A 21,383-nucleotide genomic window follows, 5' to 3' on the forward strand; every position below is an offset into this window, starting at 1 on the left:
TCCTAAAGCTTAAAATTCAGCTAAATCACGCATCGCATTCTCGACTTTTTCCGGATTAATCATAAAGTATTTTTCCATCGTTGGAGCATAAGGCATGGCAGGTACATCCGGTCCAGCGAGACGCTTGATTGGTGCATCCAAATCGAACAGGCAGTTCTCTGCTATAATTGCTGCCACTTCGCCAATGATGCTCCCTTCTTTATTATCTTCTGTGACAAGTAATACTTTTCCAGTCTTCGTTGCCGCTTCAATGATAGCTTCCTGATCGAGCGGATAAACGGTGCGTAAATCAAGAATATGAGCTTCAATCCCCTCTTCAGCAAGCTTTTCCGCTGCTTGCAGGGCGAAATGTACACCAAGTCCATACGTAATAACCGTGATATCATCGCCTTCACGTTTCACATCTGCTTTTCCGATTGGAAGTACATAATCATCGCTAGGGACCTCTCCTTTAATAAGTCGGTAAGCCCGCTTATGTTCGAAAAACAAAACAGGATCGTTATCCCGGATTGCTGCCTTAAGTAACCCTTTTACATCGTATGGGGTAGACGGCATGACAATTTTAAGTCCAGGCTGGTTGGCAAACATTGCTTCAACAGATTGAGAATGATATAAAGCACCATGTACGCCACCGCCATACGGAGCACGGATGGTAATCGGGGCCTGCCAGTCATTATTAGAGCGATAACGAATTTTAGCTGCTTCTGAAATAATTTGGTTAAATGCGGGTAAAATAAAGTCAGCAAACTGCATTTCAGCTACCGGCCGCAAACCGTACATTGCCGCTCCGATTCCAACCCCGGCAATCGCTGATTCAGATAGAGGTGTATCCAACACACGCGCCGCGCCAAATTCATCGTAAAGTCCGTCCGTTGCTCGGAATACGCCACCTTTTTTACCGACGTCTTCACCGAGAATAAAAACTTTATCATCCCGTTGCATTTCTTCTCGTAATGCAGTAGTTACCGCTTGTATATAAGACATTACTGCCATTTCTCTTATCCCTCCTGTTCTTCATAAACAAAGCGTAATGCATGTTCCGGTTCTGCATAAGGAGCTTCTTCTGCATATTCGGTTGCTTCGTTCACAATCCCCTGTACTTCACTATTAATCTTTTCTTCGATTTCATCTGTAAGTACACCGGATTCTTTTAAGTAAGTGGAGAAAGTAAGGATACAGTCATCTCTTTTCGCTTCTTCCACTTCCTCTTTCTCACGATACGTGCGGTCGTCATCATCACTCGAATGAGCGGTAAGACGATATGTTACTGCTTCGATGAGTGATGGACCGTCTCCGTTAATCGCTCTCTCCCGCGCTTCTTTAACAGCGGTATAAACTTCAATTGGATCATTTCCATTAACCGTCACGCCATGCATGCCATAGCTTTTAGCCCGGATTGACACGTTTTCACTTGCAACCTGACGATCAAATGGCACAGAAATTGCGTACTTATTGTTTTCAACCATCGTGATGACCGGAAGCTTGTGTACACCAGCAAAGTTCAGACCTTCGTGAAAGTCACCTTGATTTGTAGACCCTTCGCCGAGTGTTACAAAGGAAACAAACTCCTCCTTCTCCATTTTACCTGCGAGGGCAACACCTACCGCATGTGGTAGCTGCGTTGTAACAGGAGAAGACCCAGTTAATATCCGATTTTTCTTTTGACCAAAGTGCCCTGGCATCTGTCTTCCACCAGAGTTTGGATCCTCCGCTTTCGCAAAAGCGGAGAGCATGATATCTTTTGCCGTCATTCCGAACGCTAAAACAACACCTAAGTCGCGGTAATATGGTGCTGTCCAATCTTGCTCCCGGTCAAGCGCAAAGGATGCTCCAATTTGTGCCGCTTCCTGACCTTGACAGGATATAACAAATGGAATCTTGCCTGAACGGTTCAATAACCACATCCGTTCATCGATTTTCCTGGCGAGCAGCATCGTTTTATACATGTCAAGTACTTGTTCGTCTGTTATGCCAGCTTGTTGATGACGATTTAAACTCATCTTTCGTTCACTCCTTTTATTTAAACCATTTAACCATGGATTTGCTTTCCATCTACAGCGAGTGCCGCTTCACCTATCGCTTCTGAAAGCGTAGGGTGCGGATGTACAGCAGATGCAATTTCCCATGGGGTTGCATCAAGGACCTTTGCAAGACCTGCTTCTGAGATCATATCTGTCACATGTGGTCCAATCATGTGAACACCTAGTAAATCATCTGTATCCCTGTCCGCAACGATTTTTACAAAGCCTGCTGCTTCACCATGAACTAACGCTTTTCCGACTGCTTGAAATGGAAATTTGCCTACTTTCACATTATACCCTTTGTCCTTCGCTTCTTTCTCTGTTAAACCTACATGTGCTGCTTCTGGACTCGAGTAGATGCAACTCGGAATCGTTTCATAGTCAAGCGGCAATGGATTTTCATTTGCTAGATGTTCTACTGCTTTTATTCCTTCATGAGAAGCAACATGTGCAAGTTGCATACCACCTATCACATCACCAATCGCATAAATATGCGATTCTTTCGTTTGCATGGAGGAATTCGTTACGATAAAGCCTTTTTCTACTTGAATATCCGTGTTCTCTAAACCGATATTTGCTACATTAGCCGTTCTACCGACCGATATAAGAATTTTTTCCGCATTGAAATTGATTTTTTCCCCAGCAACTTCTGCCTGTATGGAAACATCATCCGCAATATCTATCGTATCGGCGAGGACATTCGCCCCTTTCACAAAGTGAATCCCCTTTTTCTTAAGGAGGCGCTCCATTTCTTTCGCGATTGCTTTATCTTCCGTTGGTAAGATTTGTTTCGCATATTCAATGACTGTTACATCCACACCAAAGTCATTCAGCATAGATGCCCATTCAATTCCAATTACTCCACCGCCAATGATGAGCATGGAACTTGGGAGTTCTTCCAATTGTAAGGCATCATCTGAAGACAAGATATGTTCCCCGTCAAATGGCAGGCCGTTCAATGAGCGAGGACTTGACCCGGTAGCGATAATTACATTTTTAGGAGTCAAAATTGTATTTTCCTCCCCATTTTCATACTCTACCGAAATCGTGCCAGGCATTGGAGAAAAGATGCTGGGACCAAGAATTCTTCCAAACCCTTCATAAACATCGATTTTCCCCTTCTTCATCAGTCCCTGTACACCTTGATGCAGTCGGTCGACAATTGAATTTTTCCGGGCCTGGACTTCTGAGAAATTTATCGTCGTATCTTTCGTTTCAATTCCGTATTCTCTCGCTTCCTTTGTCTGACGATACACTTCAGCACTGCGCAATAAAGCTTTAGATGGGATACAGCCTCGATGGAGACATGTCCCTCCAAGCTTCCTATTTTCAACGACTGCCGTCTTCAGTCCAAGCTGGGAAGCACGGATTGCTGCAACATATCCCCCCGTACCTCCCCCTAATATGACTAAATCGTAATCCTCTGCCATCGTCTATAACCCCTTTCCAGTTTACATTCCATTCTAGCGATTTAAAATAGATCGTTCATTGACTAGGAATTGGCTGCGTGATTCCCGTTTCGCTTTAATTCGTTCTTCAGCCATTCGGTCAGCCGCAACATATGTCGGGATATTATCTCTTCTGGATATAGCAAAAACACGCTCTAGATTGGAATAAATTACTTCAACTTTTTGTAACGCTCTTTCTTTATTATAACCGGCAAGCTCATCTGCAACATTAATTACTCCGCCTGCGTTAATAACATAGTCCGGCGCATAAACAATTCCCATTTCATGGATAATGTCCCCATGCTTTTCTTCTGCCAACTGATTATTTGCAGATCCTGCAATCATTTTCGCTTTAAATTGTGGTATTGTTTCATCGTTGATGATGGCCCCTAATGCACACGGAGAGAAAATATCACACTCAACGCCATAAATCTCATCCGGTCCAACGGCTGTTGCCCCAAATGCTTCTACCGCACGTTGTACAGCAGCTTCGTTAATATCCGTGACGATAAGATTTGCACCTTCATCATGGAGATATTCACAAAGTGCAAAAGCGACATTACCAACTCCTTGGACGGCGATTGTTTTTCCTTCCAATGAATCTGTGCCAAATGTTTCTTTTGCTGTTGCTTTTATCCCTTTGTAGATTCCATAAGCGGTTATTGGAGAAGGGTTTCCGGCTGCTTCTGGTGTAGTTGGTGAAGTCCCAGTAACGAACTCCGTTTCCAAATGGATAAGATCCATATCTTCCGTTGTCGTTCCAACATCTTCTGCAGTGATATAACGTCCGTTCAACCCTTGGATATAACGACCGAAAGCACGGAACAACTCTGGATTTTTGTCCTTTTTCGGATCACCAATTATGACTGTCTTCCCACCACCTAGATCGAGTCCTGCAGCAGCATTTTTATAAGTCATTCCTTTAGCAAGACGGAGTGCATCTTCAATCGCGGCTTCTTCCGTCTCATACGTCCACATCCGTGTTCCTCCAAGAGCTGGTCCGAGTGTTGTATCATGGATTGCAATAATTGCCTTCAATCCAGATGCCTTATCCTGGCAAAGTACTAATTGCTCATACTCATATTTCTCCATATATTTAAATAATTCCATTTCCCATTCCTCCTAGTTTATTTATTTATTTTTTTACAAAGGCAAGTTGTATGTAAGCGCTTTAATATCCATTTATGATTAAATTTTATTCAAGCTGATATTTCTCGATTTTATAATATAAATTTCGAATAGAGATATCTAATGCTTGAGCTGTTTTCGTCTTATTGAATCCATTATTTTCATATACTTTATAAATATAATCTTTTTCAAAATTTTCCACGGCATCGGTTAATGAATCCCATTCCGGAAACATGAGATTGGATTGTTTTAGATTGGAAGATGAATGAAGTAATTTCGGTAAATACTCCTTTTTAATTTCTTTTTCCTGATTATCCATGAAAATCATCGCCCGCCCAATAATATTCTCTAGTTCCCTTACATTCCCTGGCCAGTGGTATTGTTCAAGCAATGCGATTGCATCGTCACTAATATACTGGACATCCCTTCGATAATCCTTATTAAGCTTTTTAATAAGATGATGTGCCAGTTCACGAATGTCGGAAACTCGTTCTCTTAAGGATGGTATAAAAATTGGTAAACGATTTAATCGGTAGTAGAGATCTTCTCTAAATGTCCGATTACTGATTGCTTTTTCCAGGTTTGTGTTCGTTGCTGTAATGATTCGAACATCTATCGGGATTGATTGCTTGCCACCAACACGGATAATCTCCTGCTCTTCCAAGACCCGCAATAGTTTAGACTGCATATCTAAAGATAATTCCCCGATTTCGTCGAGAAAGACACTGCCTTTATTCGCTTCCTCGAAGGCGCCGATTTTACTTTTCGATGGGTCAAGTGATTCATAACCGAATAATTCAACTTCAAGTAATGTTTCTTTAATCGTGGCACAATTGACACGAATGAATTTTTCTTGCTTTCGGTTACTTTCATTGTGAATAGCATGTGCAAACAATTCTTTCCCTGTACCGGAATCGCCTCTTAGCAATACAGTTGCAGGGGTTTTGGCCCCAACTTTCGCTTGTTCAAGTGCTAGTTGCATTTCTGACGATGAACCGATAATATCATCGAACGTATACTTTGCTTCCAAGCTGCGAATGATTTGCCTTGCCCGCTCGAGTTCATTTGTAAGAGCTTGAATTTCCGAAACATCATGCAGGACTCCAACACTTCCTTGAATTTTACCTTTCGCAATGACGGGAGCAACATTTACAATAACTTCCCTTTTTTTCTGACCGACCTTCATGCGAACCCCACGATAGACACTGCCTGTTTCGAGCACCTTCATATGCATGCTTTCCCCTTCATGGATATCGACTGTCGCCGGTTTACCAATCACATCTTCTTCTGTTAGCCCTGTTATTTTTGTATATGCCGGATTAATCATGATGCCATTGCCATGTTTATCAACAACACTTATCGCAGCATCTGAAGATTTGATGATAGCTTCAAGCATATTTTTCAGTTCAATTAAGTCCGTGTTTTCCTCCGCCAGTTTTACAACTTCGGTAATATCTTTAAATACAGTAAATGCTCCAACAAGATCATTGCTTTCACTGATTAATGGTATTCGTGTTGCAATGATTTTTTTTCCGTTTTCTAATGGGAACTTTTGATTAATTTCTTTTTCTTTCGTCTGAAGCACGATAGGTAGGCGCGAATTTTTTATAACATCTCTTATACGCTTGCCAATAAACATATCTTTTTGAAGCCCAATAATCTCTGCGGCTTTCTCATTCACAAATTGAATAACCTCATTCCTGTCAATGACAATCATGCCATCACGAATATGGTTGAGGATTAATTCTTGATTATCGCTTTGCTGCTTTATTCGTTCGAGCAATGCATCTTTTTCATCCACGAGTTCAGAGATGATGTAGGCTACGGAGCCAGGAACGACTACTGTCTGCTCCCTTTTTGAACGGATCAATTCCTCCAAAACAGCCTGATCACCTGTAGCTTCAAAGATGATATCGATCTCCTTATCGATCCAGTCTTTCCAATCACTTCCGGTTTGAATGTGTAACTTATTTGCTAATGCAAGGCCGGGTGCCCCTTCATTGTGATCAATTACTGCCACAATTTTCATAGTTGTTGTGGAGTGAATGATATGGATTAATGCCGTACCTCCCCGTCCGGCACCAACAATAAGTACATTTTTCATCGATTCACCACCTTTGCATTATCTTGCATACTAATATCATACGTTATCATGAATGAATTGGCAATGATTAATTGATTGTGATAATTACTGCACGTTATGTAAGAAATGCCTGTGTTGGAATGATATTGTTCCGTTTTAATAGTCATCTTTGCTATACTCTATAGTTGAGACAACTTTTGATATGATTAAAGGGGAATGAGTATGAGAAATATAGCAATTCTTATTTTATTAATCCCAGGCGTCATTGCTGCTATTGGAATTAAATTAATGCGAGATACTTTATTTAATGATTTTTATACCATTTTTATCTATTCGTGGATCCAGTTCGGAGTTGGATTAGTTTTATTCATCGGGGGGATTGCTTTCCTTGGGGGATTTATCGTTTTCCGTGACCGAAAAAATAAAGCGAAAGAGAAGAATTCCTCTGTTAATGGTGAATAAACAAAATTTATTAACTTTTTATCGTAATTTTGCATGATTTTATGGTATGATAAGTAGAAAATTATCTTTATGCAGTAAATTAAGGAGGAAATCAGATGAAGGTCGCAAAATTTGGCGGCAGTTCAATGGCTAGTGCAAGCCAATTAATTAAAGTTGGAGATATAATAAAGGATGATGCAAGCCGCAAATTTATCGTTGTGTCAGCTCCCGGGAAACGCTTCAAGGAAGACACAAAGATGACCGACTTGCTGATCGATCTTGGAACCGCATATTTACAGCAAACCAATTTTGCTGAACAGTTCGAGGCTATTATGCAGCGTTTTACGGAGATTGTTACGGAATTGGAACTTCCAGATACTTTATTGGATGAATTTACTGAATCATTAAAACAAGTACAGGAACTATCTGATAATGAAGCAAGTTTAATGGATGCTGTAAAGGCAATCGGCGAGGATAGTTCGGCGAAAATGCTAAGTGCCTATTTAAATAAAATCGGTATCAATTCGTCATATATCAACCCACAGGAAGCAGGCCTCATACTTAGTGATGAACCAGGTAACGCACAAATTCTTCCGGATAGCTTCGATAAGATTCGCATGCTTCGAGAACGTGATGGAGTACTCGTAATCCCTGGTTTCTTCGGGTACACGGAAGAAGGAAAGCTTGTTACATTTTCAAGAGGTGGGTCAGATATCACGGGATCGTTAATTGCGGCGGGTGTGGAAGCTGAAATTTACGAGAACTTTACCGATGTAGATTCTGTGTTTACAGTGAACCCTTCCTTTGTATCTAATCCGAAAACAATTACGAAACTTACGTATAAAGAAATGCGGGAATTATCCTATGCAGGTTTCTCTGTTTTCCATGATGAAGCTTTGATTCCCGCCTATCATGCTAAAATTCCTGTTGCAATCAAAAACACGAATAACCCTTTAGCTAAAGGAACATTAATTGTAGCAGAACGGGAATTAAATGGACGAGTCGTAACTGGTATTGCGAGTGATACCGGCTTCTGCAGCCTTTACGTCAGTAAATATTTAATGAACAGGGAGATTGGGTTTGGCCGTAAATTATTAAACATCTTTGAAGATGAAGGTGTTTCATTTGAACATGCCCCGTCCGGGATTGACAATATGTCTGTTATCTTCCGAGAAAGAAATTTACCGCGTGATAAAGAGAGAATTATTTTAGAACGAATTAAAAACGAACTCCATCCGGATACGGTCAGCATTACAAGAGGAATTGCAATAATCATGGTCGTTGGTGAAGGGCTTGTCAATTCAATCGGTGTCGCGAACCGGGCAACAGAAGCCTTTACGAAAGCAAATGTAAATATTGAGATGATTAACCAAGGTTCTTCTGAGGTATCCATGATGTTCGGTATTCAAGCTGCCGATTTGAAACGAGCCATACGTTCTCTGTATGAGTTATATTTTATGGAGGAAGATGCATTAGTGAGAAGCGGTTCATAATAGTGCATATAAAAGAGACTGGACTAACCAATCCAGTCTCTTTTTTTAACTGACCTGATGTTCAAGCCTAAGTCGGTCCGCGACCATCGCGATGAATTCACTGTTCGTAGGTTTTGCTTTAGAAATATTAATTGTATAACCGAATAATGCCGAAATTGAGTCAATGTTGCCCCTACTCCAAGCAACTTCTATCGCATGACGAATCGCCCGTTCTACTCTTGAGGCCGTTGTGTTATATTTTTTTGCAATTTGCGGATAAAGCGTTTTCGTAATTGCTCCCAATAAGTCGATATTATTATAAACCATTGTAATTGCCTCTCGTAAATACATATACCCTTTAATATGTGCAGGTACTCCAACTTCGTGAATAATATTTGTAATGCTTGCTTCTAGGTTATGAGTTTTGTTCGTTTTTTTCGGTTTCCTTACCTTTGCCTTGAAATTATCGGTATTTGTACTGATTGTCCGGATTCGGTCTGCTAAATGGTCCAAATCAAATGGTTTTAAAATGAAATAAGAAGCACCGAATTCGACTGCTTTTTTCATTACTTCTTCCTGGCCGAACGCAGTTAACATAATGACTTGTGGTGTTTTATTCAATTCCATGGTACGCAATTGATTCAGCACTGCAATTCCATCGATATGTGGCATAATAATATCTAATATAAGTATATCGGGTTCTAAAACCTCCAACATTTCTAGGCATTCTCTGCCATTGGATGCTGTACCGATTACTTCAATATCATCTTGACCTTCAAAATATTCCTCCATCAACGAGATTAATTCCGGGTTATCATCGACTAAACATACTGAAATACTTTCCACTTTACGAATCCTCCTTATTTTTACTCTTCCCTCTTACATATTCTACAAAAGATATTATTATCCTTCTTTATTTTAAAGAATTTGCATATTTTTATATTTCTCTATTATCTCTACATTTACCTTTATATACCGAGCATTTTCGACAAATTTATTCGACTCGTTTCGACAAAAATCATTACTTAATTTCAAGGGGATTAAAGCAGTCTGCTTCCATTCAGCGTAAACACCCCCCTCTCTTGGAGGTCCGCAGTCCAGACACCTCTCGCTTTCCGCGGGCGGCCGGCAAGCCTCCTCGCGCTATCGCGCTGTGGGGTCTCGCCAGGCCTATCGACGAACAGGAGGTTCTAATGCCGGCATTGGTCACAGGACGTGACCGTACTTAGCCGGCCTCCCGCAGGAGTCTCGAGGTGTCTGGACTGCTCCGAGGAAAAGCCAAATTTGGAGCACTATTTATTATTTTAGGAATAGAACCTTTGCTAATAATAATAATAACGCTCTCTACCGGTTCAGTTAACTCCTGCGGGAAAGCGGAGATGATGAGCCCCCGCAGGAAGTGCCTTTCTTCCGAGGCAGACTAAGATCGCCACGTCCTGTGGCAACGTCTGCATTAGCACGTCCTGTGCGTCGAGGCTCAGCGCGGAGCCCTAGGATGCGCATCCGTCCTCCGGGCAACTGAACGGCGATTAGAGACTTACGCTGAATGAAAGCAGAAAGAACTTGCAACAGGGGGCCTGTTACAAGTTCTTGGTCAACTTGCTTGTGCAATGGTTTCTTCTTTCTCGTTAATGGTTATTCCTGCATCATTTAGCATCCATTCGATATGAACGCCATAACCGGATGTTGGATCATTTACGAATACGTGTGTTACGGCGCCTACTATCTTCCCATCTTGGATAATTGGACTACCGCTCATTCCTTGGACGATTCCGCCTGTTTGTTCGAGTAGACGAGGATCGGTTATTTTAATAACCATCCCTTTAATATCTGGTTTTTCTTGGGGGGTCGAACTGACGATTTCAATGTCAAATTCTTCAACTTTTTCATCAGCAACAACAGTCAATATTTTTGCTGGACCTTCTTTTACCTCATCTGAACGTGTAATCGGTAATGGCTCATCGTATTTATCATTTGTTATTTTTGATTCAAGCACACCAAAAATACCATGTGGTGTATTTTTCACAATGCTTCCGATCACATTCCGGTCTGCGGAAAATCTCGCCTGTTTCTCTCCGGGTGTACCCTGGTTACCTTTTTCGATATGGACGACGGATGACCGAACGATCCTCCCTTTCATTAACTCAATTGGTTTTTTTGTATCCATATCGGAAATTACATGCCCGAGCGCACCATATCGCTTGCTCACTGGATCATGGAAGGTCATTGTTCCTATTCCCGCTGCGGAGTCCCTAATATAAAGCCCAATTTTGTACTGCTGATCACGTTCATCTTGTACAGGTTGTAATGATGTGTCGAGTGTCTCATTACCCCTTTTCAGTTTAATCTTTAGAGCTTCATTTTGTTTTCCTGCAGCGTTTACTAATGGTTTGATCTGACTCATATCTTTAATTGGCTTACCATTAATTTCGACGATCATATCGCCTATCAATACTTTTGCATCCTGCCCAGGGGATAATGCCCCTTCTTTACCTTGAATGGAATGATGTCCAACTACAAGCACTCCTACTGTTTCCAGCTGAACACCGATCGATTGACCACCTGGAATAAGTTTAATGTCTTCATCCCTTTGTATCGGTTCTAATGAACTGCTTTCTTCCGCTGAAGCGGTTTTAAGTGAAATCAGATTCGAAAAAACATCGTGAACCATAGGCTTCGCATCAGAATGTGAAAGTCCCCCTGTTAGAAACGGATTTGTAAAGGAAAGGAGAAATAAGAAGCTGGCCAATAGTGTAAAGGTATGTTGTATCCATTGTCTCTTTGTTTTTTTCATGTATATTAACACCCCTCGCATCTCACCCATACCAATTTTTTTTCTGTACTTCTAATTTGAGCGAAGCAGGCCTTTTTTAAACTGGTGATTCATAAGTGAAATGCTTAAGTTTACCTTGCATAAAGTAATGACGTTCAGAAGAGGCTAATTTATAATGATATGAGAAAAAAACATTAAAAAAAGCCGGTGCTGTTAGTTTCCGGCTAATCCACAATATTATTCCTGATGATTTTTTACCTTGAACATATCGGCAAGGTCAAGCATTTCCTTTGCATGTTCTTTTGCTGTTTCTGTCAGTTCCGTTCCAGTTATCATCCGACTCAATTCCTCCATTTGTTCATCTGGACTTAGTTCGGTAACAGTGGTTGAAGTCCTGTCATCCTTTTCATGTTTTTCAATTAATTTATGCGTATCGGCCATGGCAGCAACTTGTGGTAAATGGGTAATACAGAGAACTTGGGAAGCGTTGGATATTTCATATATTTTCTCAGCAATCGCCTGGGCAACGCGCCCACTTACACCTGTATCAACTTCATCAAAAATAACACTTGTGACTCCTTGATGTTTTGCGAAGATTTTTTTCAGAACGAGCATAATTCTGGATAATTCTCCGCCTGAAGCTACTTTTGTCAGTTCTTTAAGCGGTTCCCCTGGATTTGTTGAAATCATAAAACGAATCGTATCATATCCGTCTTTATGGAGTTTTGGATGGTCCGTTTCATTGTCAAAGCTAATTTGAAACTTTGCTTTCTCCAAATATAAGCTTTTTAATTCTGAATGGATTTCTTTTACAAGTGCATTTGCAGCTTTTTTTCTTAAATGGTGCAGCTCTTTTGCTTCCAACCTCGCGTCTTTCTCTATTTCTTCAATTTCTTCCACAAGAGCGGTCAGGTGAAAGTCTTTATTCGTTATTTCTTCCAATTCTTCTTCTATTTTGGCCATATATGTCTGCATTTCATTTACCGTCGCGCCATATTTCTTCTTCAATCGATTCAGTTCATTAAGTCTTGCTTCAATTTCATTCAGTCGTTCCGGATTATATTGCAATTGGTCGATATAATTTCGTAAATCAAAAGCCATTGTTTCAAGAGAATAATAATAGTTCGTAATTTCTTCGGCTTTTTCATCAATAAACGGATCAATTTTTTCATGCTCACTCAAAGAGAGCATCGCATGATTTATCCATTCTAGTCCTCTTCCATCCCCATACAATGCATTATAAGCATTTTGAAGCGCTGTATGGACGTTCTCAAAGTTGGCTAAGGAATTTCTTTCTTTTTCCAGAATTTCATCTTCATCTGGGACAAGATTGGCCTGTTCCAATTCTTGTAATTGGAAAGATAATAAATCTTGACGGTGAGCGATTTCTTGCTCATTTTCATTTAATTGTTTGTAGCGTTGTTGTAACTTTCGCAGTCTGTCGTAAAGATTCGTGTATTCTTCTTTTGCCTGCTTGATTTGCTCATAGTCATACAAGTCAAGTAGATGAATATGGTTGTCCGCATCCATCAGGGACTGGGTTTCGTGCTGGCTATGTATATCGATGAGCGTTTTACCGAATTCACGAAGAATTGCGAGTGTCACCAATTTACCATTCACACGGCAAATACTTTTCCCACTTTTTGTAATTGTTCGTTCTAAGACAATCTGTTCATCGGTTATTTCAATACCGTATTGTCTGCCAACTGCATAAATAGGATGTTCCATTGATTCAATGGAGAATAATCCTTCGATTTCTGCCTTATTTGTTTTATGACGGACATATTCAACAGAACCGCGACCACCTGCAAGTAATTGGATGGCATCGATAATAATTGATTTCCCTGCTCCTGTCTCACCAGAAAGCACCGTTAATCCTTCATTAAATGTAATGGAGATTTGATCAATAATTGCAAAGTTTCGAATAGATAATTCTGTCAGCATGAATCATTCACCTCTTCCTTCATCCAAGTTAAAGCATGCGTATGAAGCGGTTTTTTATTTTCTCGGCATCATTTTCTTTTCGACAGATGATTAAACATGTATCATCTCCACAAATTGTTCCCATTATCTCTTCCCATTCGAGGTTATCAATTAACACTCCGATAGCGTTAGCGTTTCCCGGTAATGTTTTTAAAACAACGAAATGATTCGCATGGTCAATATTAACGAAAGCATCGACAATTAGCCGTTTTAATTTTTCTTCCGGATTAAATCTTAAATCTGCCGGTAAGCTATATTTATATTTTCCAGATAATGTAGGCACTTTCACTAGGTGCAGTTCCTTAATATCACGTGAGACAGTTGCTTGAGTCACATTATAGCCGAGTGCTTTCAACTCATCAACGAGTTCATCTTGAGTCTCGATTTCATGCTCATTAATTAATTCGCGAATTTTAATATGACGTTGGATTTTACTCATCTTCCGGCCTCCATTCTTACTAAATGTTGATGTGCTTGCTCGACAACTTTTTCAAGAGGGGGTATATCAGGTTTTTCTTTTTGTTCCGAGAGATATTTAAAATGGGCGAGAAATTCTACATTCCCTTGACTGCCAGTTATTGGAGAATACGTAATACCATGCAGAATAAAGTTTTCGCCTGCAGCAAAACGAATGACCTGTTCAAGCACTTCTACATGGACTTGCTTTTCCCGAACAATTCCTCCTTCACCGACTTGCTCTTTACGCGCTTCAAATTGGGGCTTGATTAAAGCTACGACATCATTTTCCTCGTCTAAGAGATATTTGAGCACAGGTAATATCAGGCGTAAAGATATAAAGGAGACATCAATCGAAGCGAAATTTGGTATGGTATTTAGCATATCTTTCGTCACATAGCGGAAATTCGTCCGTTCCATAACGACGACCCGCTTATCATTGCGTAATTTCCAATCAAGTTGGTTGTAGCCTACGTCGATTGCATAGCTTAATTTAGCACCATGCTGGAGTGCGCAATCGGTAAATCCGCCTGTCGATGACCCTATATCAAGGATTGTTTTTCCTTCCAGATTCAAATCGAACTGCTGGATTGCCTTCTCCAACTTCAATCCGCCGCGACTGACATAGGATTTATTTTTTTGTTTTATACGGATTGGCATGTCTGGATCAATTTTTACACCTGGTTTATCAAGCCGTTCGTGTTCAGAAAAAACCAATCCAGCCATAATCAGACGCTTTGCCAAGTCTCTGTTCTCCACTAAGTTACGTTCTACAAGTAATTCATCTAAACGTTTTTTTGTCATCTTCATTTCCTTTACTTTTAACTATCATTCATATTAATAAGCTTTTCTGGTTTATTATACATCAAATGACTCATATTCTGAAATAGAATACCTCTATAGAATAGAAAAACAGCCGCTCACTTTGTATGCTGAACGGCTGAATTTTCTTACTTACTTAATGGTCACGATTGCTGATATAGTCAATCAGTGCTTTTAGTTGGGAATCAATTGCACCTGCTTGTTCAAGAGATGCTAATGCTTTTTCCACATAGATCTCTTTTTGTTTGATTGCCCCTTCTAAGCCAAGAAGTTTCGGGTATGTACTCTTATTATTATTTACATCACTTCCTACAGGTTTACCTAGTGCTTCCTCTATTCCTGTAATATCTAAAATATCGTCTTGAACTTGGAAGATCAGCCCTAGATAATGGGCAAAGCGTGTAAGGTGTGTCAATTGTTCTTTTGTCGCTCCCCCTAAATAAGCACCAGCATAAACGGCGAATTTTAATAATTCTCCCGTTTTAAGTTCGTGGATTTTTTCAAGTTGTTCTAGCGGGACGGATATGTCTTCATTTTCAGCTTGCATATCGAGAATTTGACCGGCCACCATACCAAGTGGTCCACTTGCTATTGCAATTTTCCCTGTTAGTTCCACTTTTTCACGATCGGTAAGGAGTGGTTCGTTCGCAATTAAAGCAAAGCTATGTGTCAGTAGACCGTCGCCTGCTAAAATAGCCGTTGCCTCATCGAATTTCTTATGATTCGTCAGTTGTCCGCGCCGGTAATCATCATCATCCATTGCAGGCAAATCATCGTGAATTAAGGAGTATGTATGAATCATTTCTAGGGCGATAGCTGTAGAAAGTGTCTTTTCAACAGCGGTACCATAAGCTTCAAAACTTGCGAGCAAAAGAACCGGTCGAATTCTTTTCCCGCCTGCTTGAAGGGAATAAAGCATTGAAGCCTTTAATTGATCAGGAATCGGAAGTTTAGTTAATCGTGTTTCCATTTCATTTTCAATTAAATCTTTCTGCTGTCTCAAATAAGCTTCCAGATTAACCTGGTCCATGCTAGACTTCCCCTTCCACATCAAAGTTTGTGATTTCTCCATGCTCATTTAAAATTTTTGCCATTTTATCTTGGACTGAATTAATTTTATCACTGCATATTTTCGATAAAATCATCCCCTCCTGATAATAATCAATTGCTTGTTCCAAAGGAACGTCTCCCGTTTCAAGTTTCCCTACTATTTTTTCTAACTTTTCCATCGCTTCCTCGAAGGATAGTTCCATGTTTTTCTCCGTCATTTGAAGTCTCCTTTACTGATAGTACTTGTGCATGGATTGTGCCGTCCGTTAATTTTACTGCCAGTTGTTCTTTTTCCTTAATATGCGTTACAGACTTCAGTAATTGTCCATCCGCAGTATAAGGTAATGCAAAGCCACGTTTCAAGATTTCTAATGGGTTTACTAAACTAAGCTTATCCAGTAAATTCCCGAGTTCGCGGCGATGGTAATCAACGGTTTGATTCATGTAGCGGTTATTCTTCATTGTAAGTTCAGTTATTCTCTTTTCTGCTTCATCGATTCGCTCTTTGGGATGCTGCACTGATAGACGTCTCATAACTGTTTTATAGGCCATTGCGGCATCGTTTACTTGCAACCTTAATGTTCGTTCTAGTGCCTCCATTTGCTGATCCAACTCCTGCTCTTTCTGCCTAATGAGCTCTTTTGGATAACGAAAAGCATAGGAATTAAGCGCGTTGTTAAGCCGGCGTGTTTCCTGGTCCAATAATTGGTTCACTTCACGGGTTAATCTTCGGTTGAGCAGTTGAAGATTATTTCTTAATTCCGCTTGAGACGGAACCGCAAGCTCTGCTGCACCCGTTGGAGTCGGTGCTCTTAAGTCTGCTACAAAGTCACTAATCGTCGTGTCTGTTTCATGTCCGACAGCAGAAATAACTGGAATCCGAGATTCGTAGATTGCACGGGCAACGATCTCTTCGTTAAAACTCCATAGTTCCTCAATCGAACCACCGCCTCTACCGACAATTAATGTATCAAAGTTCATCCGATTAGCTGTTTCAATTCCCCGTTTTATCGAACTCGCCGCTTCTGGTCCTTGAACAAGAACCGGGATAACTACTACTTCAACTAATGGATAACGTCTCTGAATAGTCGTAATGATATCCCTTACCGCTGCACCCGTCGGCGAAGTAATCACACCGATTCGCTTCGGATATGCTGGAATTCGTTTTTTATGAGCCGAGGAAAAGTAACCTTGCTGTTCCAGCTTGACCTTCAATTGTTCATAAGCTAAATATAAAGCCCCGATTCCATCCGGTTCCATTGTATTAATATACAGCTGATATTGCCCGGCAGCTTCATATACACTGACATTTCCGCGAATCAGTACTTTCATTCCGCTCTCCGGGGTAAATTTTAAATAACGGTTGTTCCCGGCAAACATGACTGCTTGGATCCTCGTCTGTTCATCTTTTATCGTCATATACATATGTCCACGGCTATGATGTTTAAAGTTCGATATCTCACCACGCAGCCAAATTTGTTGCAAATGTTGATCAATATCGAGTTTCCGCTTAATATATTTCGTTAGGGCCGTTACCGTTAAATATTTATCATTCAATACTTGTCAGTCCTTTAGCCGCTTTAATTGTATTAGAGAGAAGCATTGTAATTGTCATTGGACCAACTCCTCCCGGAACTGGTGTAATATACCCGGCCTTCTCCACTACTTCAGCAAAGTCGACATCACCAGTTAGTTTTCCTTCTTGTGTCCGGTTAATCCCAACATCGATGATGACCGCACCCTCTTTGACGTCCTCTTGCTTAATAAAGTTTTCTTTCCCGATTGCAACGATCAGAATGTCAGCCGCTTGTGTATATTTTTGCATATTCTCTGTTTTTGAATGACAATAGGTGACCGTTGCATTTTCATTCAATAACAGCTGTCCGACTGGTTTCCCAACGATATTACTGCGGCCGATAATGACAGCATGCTTCCCTTCAATCTCAACTCCTTTTGATTTGATCATTGTAATGATCCCATAGGGTGTACATGGTAAAAAGCTGTCCTCTCCTGTCATCATCTTACCGATATTAATCGGATGGAAGCCGTCCACATCTTTTTTCGGGTTAATCCGATCAATTACTTTCTGTTCATTAATTTGGTCTGGCAATGGTAATTGAACTAAAATACCATGAACCGCATCATTGTCATTTAGTTCATCAAGTAATGCCAACAGATCCGCTTCTGTTGTCTCGACAGGTAAAGTGATTACTTCAGAATCCATCCCAATTTCGGCTGCAGCCCTTTCTTTCCCTTTAACATAAGATAATGATGCAGGATTATCGCCGACAAGGACAACGACCAACTTTGGGATAAGATTTTTCACTTTCAGTCTTTCGATTTCTTTTGCTAAATCTTGTTTTATTTCTGAAGCTAATTCTTTTCCACTAATAATTTCAGCAGTCATGATTCATTTCCTCTCTTTTCTATATTGGATAACACACCATTAATGAATCTCCCCGACTTCTCATCGCCGAAACGTTTCCCTAGTTCGACGGCCTCATTAATTGAGACATTAAGCGGGATATCTTCCAGATGCTTTATTTCAAATGTCGCCAATCGCAAAATCGTTCGCTCTACTGCCGCTATACGATCTAGGCTCCAATTCTCCAAATGGTTAGCAATTATTTCATCTAAAGAGGATTTCTTGTCTATCACACCTTGAATTAATTGGTTAAGAAACGGATCATTCCCCTGTTCCTCAACATATTCCTGAATGCTGCCTTCATGGACTTCACAATTGATATCTATTTGAAACAGAAACTGGAATGCTTTTTCTCTTGCTTCGCTTCGTTTCATGCTTTTACTCCTTCTAATGTTCTTTTCTAAAGTGAAACTTCAATCAGCGGGGATTCTCCTTATCCCACTGTTAGGTGAACAAATCTGGGTGTTACCATCCGTTATCTTCCACCTAAACTCCCTGGTACATTCTGAAGTTTTACATTGGGTATACGACAGATGTTACACCGGAACAAATGATAAGAAGGCCAAAGTATTCCGCTCTGGCCTGTTTGTTTACTCATTATGTTTAGCTTGCTGTTCCTTTTCATCCATATTGATTCCGACTACATGTATATTTATTTCGGCAATATCAAGTTGAGTCATTGTTTTTAAGCTTTGTCGGATAGTTGTTTGCAATGATTGGGCTACCTTCGGGATAGAGATGCCGAAGTCTAAAATACAATACACATCAATTGTGATCCCATCGTCCGTGAGTTCAACTTTAATACCTTTACTATGTGTCTGCTTTCCTAAACGTTCTGCAACACCAGATGCAAAGGTACCACGCATGGCATATAAACCTTTCACTTCTGTCGCAGCGATTCCAGCAATTACTTCAATCACCTCTGGAGCAATTTCCACTCTTCCTAAAGACAAATCATTACTAACATTTAATAATGGTTGTTCACTCATGAAATCACACCTTTTATAGAAAGTTGTTGTTCTATTTCTCTACAATCGGGTTCTCTTCTAAAAAGTTCGTATTAAAATCCCCGTGCTGGAAAACGTCATGGTCCATTATTTGCCGGTGGAAAGGAATTGTCGTATAAATTCCTTCAATAACGAATTCATCAAGTGCCCGCTTCATTTTCTTGATCGCTTCTTCTCTTGTTGGTGCATAGGATATAAGTTTGGCTATCATGGAATCATAATACGGCGGTATAGTATACCCGGTATATGCTTGAGAATCCACGCGGATACCCAAGCCGCCAGGGGCAAGATACATATCGATTTTACCTGCCGAGGGCATGAAGTTCTTATACGGATCCTCCGCATTAATCCGACATTCAATTGCCCAGCCGTCAAATGTGATATCCGTTTGTTGCAGGCTCAACTTTTCATTATTTGCCACCTTAATTTGTTCTTTAATGAGGTCTACTCCTGTCACCATTTCTGTGACTGGATGTTCTACTTGTATTCTTGTATTCATTTCCATAAAATAGAACTCCTCTGTCTGACGGTCGAAGATGAATTCTATCGTTCCAGCACCAACATAATCAACTGCTTTAGCTGCACTAACTGCTGCTTGCCCCATCTTCTCTCTAATCTCTGACGAAACCGCTGGTGAGGGAGTTTCTTCGATTAATTTTTGCAGGCGTCTTTGAACTGTGCAATCACGCTCTCCTAAGTGAATAATATTCCCGTGTTTATCTGCTAGAACTTGAATTTCCACATGCCGGAAGTCCTCAATGAATTTCTCAAGGTAAACACCAGGATTCCCGAATGCTGTCTCTGCTTCTTTTTGTGTTACGCGGATCCCCTTAACAAGTTCTTCTTCATTTCTCGCGAAACGGATACCTTTACCTCCACCACCTGCTGTAGCTTTGATAATAACTGGATAGCCGATTTTTTCCGCGATTTCAATCCCTTCTTTTTCACTTTCGATGATTCCGTCAGAACCAGGCACAATCGGAACATTGGCCTGTTTCATCGTTTCCCGGGCCACATCTTTAATTCCCATTTTCTGAATTGCTTCAGCTGTTGGACCGATAAAGCTTATATTACATTCCTCACACATCTCCGCAAAATCAGCATTCTCAGCGAGAAACCCATAGCCTGGGTGGATTGCATCCACATCTCTCGAGGTTGCTACACTTAATATATTCGTAAAGTTAAGATAGCTGTCCTTACTTAAGGTAGGTCCGATACAATATGCTTCATCTGCTAGTTGCACATGTAAAGATTCTCTGTCTGCTTCTGAATAGACTGCCACGGTTTCTATTCCCATTTCATGGCAAGCTCTAATAATTCGAACAGCAATCTCTCCTCTGTTCGCAATTAACACTTTCTTAATCAATTACTCCATCCCCTTATTTTTTCTTTACCCGGAATAGTGGTTGACCATATTCCACAAGCTCGCCATTTTCCACGAGCACTTCTACGATTTCTCCACTTACTTCTGCTTCAATTTCGTTAAATAGTTTCATTGCTTCGACAATACAAACAATGGAATTTGAATCGACTTTGCTGCCGACTGTAACGTATGGATCGTCTTCCGGAGATGGTGATTCATAGAACGTACCGACCATTGGTGAAACAATTTCAAAGTCATAATCGCTGTTTTCTGCTTTTACTTCTTGTTTTTCTTCAATTATTTCCGCTTGTTTCTCGATTGCTTGTTCTTGAACTGGCTCGCTTTGTCGTTGTATTTGTACAGCGGTAGTTTCTGTTACTTGTGATGGTTCATTTACTACAGTTGTCGCTCCATGAGTTCCTTTTTTTAGTGACACGGATGTACCGTTCGTTTCATAATTAAATTCTGTAATAGATGATTGATCAATTAATTTAATAATTTCCCGAATTTCTTGTACTTTAAGCATATAAAAACGCACCCCTTATTCATTTTGATATACGATACTATACATTTTACTTAAATTTCGCTAACATGTCCAAGTTGTAAATATGTAGTATTCTTCTTTTATTTTATCATTATATCAGTAGTGCATAATGATAGCTATCAAAAATGTAACGAACCCCTCAACCACGCGAATGAATTAGTGTTCACTTTCATTCTACGTAAGTGTGTGCAACTTACTTCTGGAGGTCCGCAGTCCAAACACCTCTCGCTTTCCGCAGGCGGCTGGTGAGCCTCCTCGGGCTGTCGCCCTGCGGGGTCTCACCTAGGCCTATCCTCCTGCAGGAGTCTCGAGGTGTTTGGACTGCTCCGAGGAAAGGCGTGATTTGGATTACTGTTTAATATTCCAA

21 protein-coding genes are annotated in these 21,383 nt (G+C 40.5%); 2 read left to right on the top strand and 19 right to left on the bottom strand.

Annotated features, from left to right (window positions below; all coding sequences use genetic code 11):
- Positions 1-9 precede the first annotated feature (9 nt).
- The 6 genes from WKU33_RS05140 to WKU33_RS05165 all read right to left on the bottom strand — a co-directional run bounded on the left by WKU33_RS05140 (position 10) and on the right by WKU33_RS05165 (position 6,847).
- Positions 10-993, bottom strand: a complete 984-nt coding sequence (locus WKU33_RS05140) for an alpha-ketoacid dehydrogenase subunit beta (RefSeq protein ID WP_156855952.1) — start codon at positions 991-993, stop codon at positions 10-12.
- 5 nt (positions 994-998) lie between these two features.
- Positions 999-2,000 carry a thiamine pyrophosphate-dependent dehydrogenase E1 component subunit alpha gene (locus WKU33_RS05145; protein ID WP_188856806.1) on the bottom strand — a complete coding sequence of 334 codons (1,002 nt, stop codon included), beginning with the start codon at positions 1,998-2,000 and terminating at the stop codon, positions 999-1,001.
- Between the two features lie 29 nt (positions 2,001-2,029).
- Positions 2,030-3,451 (bottom strand): dihydrolipoyl dehydrogenase, encoded by a 1,422-nt coding sequence (gene lpdA / locus WKU33_RS05150; protein ID WP_340453538.1) that lies wholly within the window; start codon positions 3,449-3,451, stop codon positions 2,030-2,032.
- Positions 3,452-3,484: 33 nt separating this feature from the next.
- Complete coding sequence (locus tag WKU33_RS05155) at positions 3,485-4,579, bottom strand: Leu/Phe/Val dehydrogenase (RefSeq protein ID WP_156855955.1); 1,095 nt, start codon at positions 4,577-4,579, stop codon at positions 3,485-3,487.
- An 85-nt stretch (positions 4,580-4,664) separates the two neighbouring features.
- Positions 4,665-6,701 (bottom strand): sigma-54 interaction domain-containing protein, encoded by a 2,037-nt coding sequence (locus WKU33_RS05160; protein WP_156855956.1) that lies wholly within the window; start codon positions 6,699-6,701, stop codon positions 4,665-4,667.
- Entirely contained in the window at positions 6,698-6,847 is a 150-nt protein-coding gene (locus tag WKU33_RS05165) for a hypothetical protein (RefSeq protein ID WP_156855957.1), read from the bottom strand. The genes WKU33_RS05160 and WKU33_RS05165 overlap by 4 nt, the downstream gene beginning before the upstream one ends.
- Before the next feature lie 55 nt (positions 6,848-6,902).
- Here WKU33_RS05165 and WKU33_RS05170 point away from each other — a divergent pair, with 55 nt between their 5' ends.
- Both WKU33_RS05170 and WKU33_RS05175 read left to right on the top strand, forming a co-directional pair.
- The gene (locus WKU33_RS05170) at positions 6,903-7,142 is read left to right on the top strand and encodes a DUF2627 domain-containing protein (protein WP_156855958.1); all 240 of its coding nucleotides are present in this window, start codon (positions 6,903-6,905) and stop codon (positions 7,140-7,142) included.
- 95 nt (positions 7,143-7,237) lie between these two features.
- Positions 7,238-8,614 (top strand): aspartate kinase, encoded by a 1,377-nt coding sequence (locus tag WKU33_RS05175; protein WP_340453540.1) that lies wholly within the window; start codon positions 7,238-7,240, stop codon positions 8,612-8,614.
- A 45-nt stretch (positions 8,615-8,659) separates the two neighbouring features.
- On the opposite strand, the gene spo0A is transcribed toward WKU33_RS05175, so the two are convergent.
- The 13 genes from spo0A to accB form a co-directional block, all read right to left on the bottom strand.
- Complete coding sequence (gene spo0A, locus WKU33_RS05180) at positions 8,660-9,439, bottom strand: sporulation transcription factor Spo0A (RefSeq protein WP_340453542.1); 780 nt, start codon at positions 9,437-9,439, stop codon at positions 8,660-8,662.
- Between the two features lie 748 nt (positions 9,440-10,187).
- The gene (gene spoIVB, locus WKU33_RS05185) at positions 10,188-11,387 is read right to left on the bottom strand and encodes a SpoIVB peptidase (RefSeq protein ID WP_340453543.1); all 1,200 of its coding nucleotides are present in this window, start codon (positions 11,385-11,387) and stop codon (positions 10,188-10,190) included.
- A 216-nt stretch (positions 11,388-11,603) separates the two neighbouring features.
- Positions 11,604-13,310, bottom strand: a complete 1,707-nt coding sequence (recN, locus tag WKU33_RS05190; protein ID WP_340453545.1) for a DNA repair protein RecN — start codon at positions 13,308-13,310, stop codon at positions 11,604-11,606.
- Positions 13,311-13,338: 28 nt separating this feature from the next.
- Positions 13,339-13,788, bottom strand: a complete 450-nt coding sequence (gene ahrC, locus WKU33_RS05195; RefSeq protein WP_156855963.1) for a transcriptional regulator AhrC/ArgR — start codon at positions 13,786-13,788, stop codon at positions 13,339-13,341.
- Positions 13,785-14,615, bottom strand: a complete 831-nt coding sequence (locus tag WKU33_RS05200; protein ID WP_340453547.1) for a TlyA family RNA methyltransferase — start codon at positions 14,613-14,615, stop codon at positions 13,785-13,787. The genes ahrC and WKU33_RS05200 overlap by 4 nt, the downstream gene beginning before the upstream one ends.
- 148 nt (positions 14,616-14,763) lie before the next feature.
- The gene (locus tag WKU33_RS05205) at positions 14,764-15,657 is read right to left on the bottom strand and encodes a polyprenyl synthetase family protein (RefSeq protein ID WP_340453548.1); all 894 of its coding nucleotides are present in this window, start codon (positions 15,655-15,657) and stop codon (positions 14,764-14,766) included.
- Position 15,658: 1 nt separating this feature from the next.
- Positions 15,659-15,895 carry an exodeoxyribonuclease VII small subunit gene (xseB, locus tag WKU33_RS05210; RefSeq protein ID WP_156855966.1) on the bottom strand — a complete coding sequence of 79 codons (237 nt, stop codon included), beginning with the start codon at positions 15,893-15,895 and terminating at the stop codon, positions 15,659-15,661.
- Positions 15,822-17,234 carry an exodeoxyribonuclease VII large subunit gene (gene xseA, locus WKU33_RS05215; RefSeq protein ID WP_336251410.1) on the bottom strand — a complete coding sequence of 471 codons (1,413 nt, stop codon included), beginning with the start codon at positions 17,232-17,234 and terminating at the stop codon, positions 15,822-15,824. Before xseA ends, xseB begins: the two co-directional genes overlap by 74 nt.
- Complete coding sequence (folD, locus tag WKU33_RS05220) at positions 17,227-18,084, bottom strand: bifunctional methylenetetrahydrofolate dehydrogenase/methenyltetrahydrofolate cyclohydrolase FolD (protein ID WP_188856812.1); 858 nt, start codon at positions 18,082-18,084, stop codon at positions 17,227-17,229. Before folD ends, xseA begins: the two co-directional genes overlap by 8 nt.
- Complete coding sequence (gene nusB, locus WKU33_RS05225; RefSeq protein WP_156855969.1) at positions 18,081-18,476, bottom strand: transcription antitermination factor NusB; 396 nt, start codon at positions 18,474-18,476, stop codon at positions 18,081-18,083. The genes folD and nusB overlap by 4 nt, the downstream gene beginning before the upstream one ends.
- A gap of 216 nt (positions 18,477-18,692) precedes the next feature.
- Positions 18,693-19,091, bottom strand: coding sequence for an Asp23/Gls24 family envelope stress response protein (locus WKU33_RS05230; protein ID WP_156855970.1), 399 nt, complete (start codon positions 19,089-19,091; stop codon positions 18,693-18,695).
- Between the two features lie 31 nt (positions 19,092-19,122).
- On the bottom strand, positions 19,123-20,475 hold the full coding sequence (gene accC / locus WKU33_RS05235) for an acetyl-CoA carboxylase biotin carboxylase subunit (protein ID WP_336251409.1): 1,353 nt from the start codon (positions 20,473-20,475) through the stop codon (positions 19,123-19,125).
- Between the two features lie 13 nt (positions 20,476-20,488).
- Positions 20,489-20,998 (bottom strand): acetyl-CoA carboxylase biotin carboxyl carrier protein, encoded by a 510-nt coding sequence (gene accB / locus WKU33_RS05240; protein WP_156855972.1) that lies wholly within the window; start codon positions 20,996-20,998, stop codon positions 20,489-20,491.
- Positions 20,999-21,383: the final 385 nt, after the last annotated feature.

Source organism: Oceanobacillus sp. HCA-5259 (genome assembly GCF_037892815.1).
Taxonomy (GTDB): Bacteria; Bacillota; Bacilli; order Bacillales; family Amphibacillaceae; genus Oceanobacillus; species Oceanobacillus indicireducens.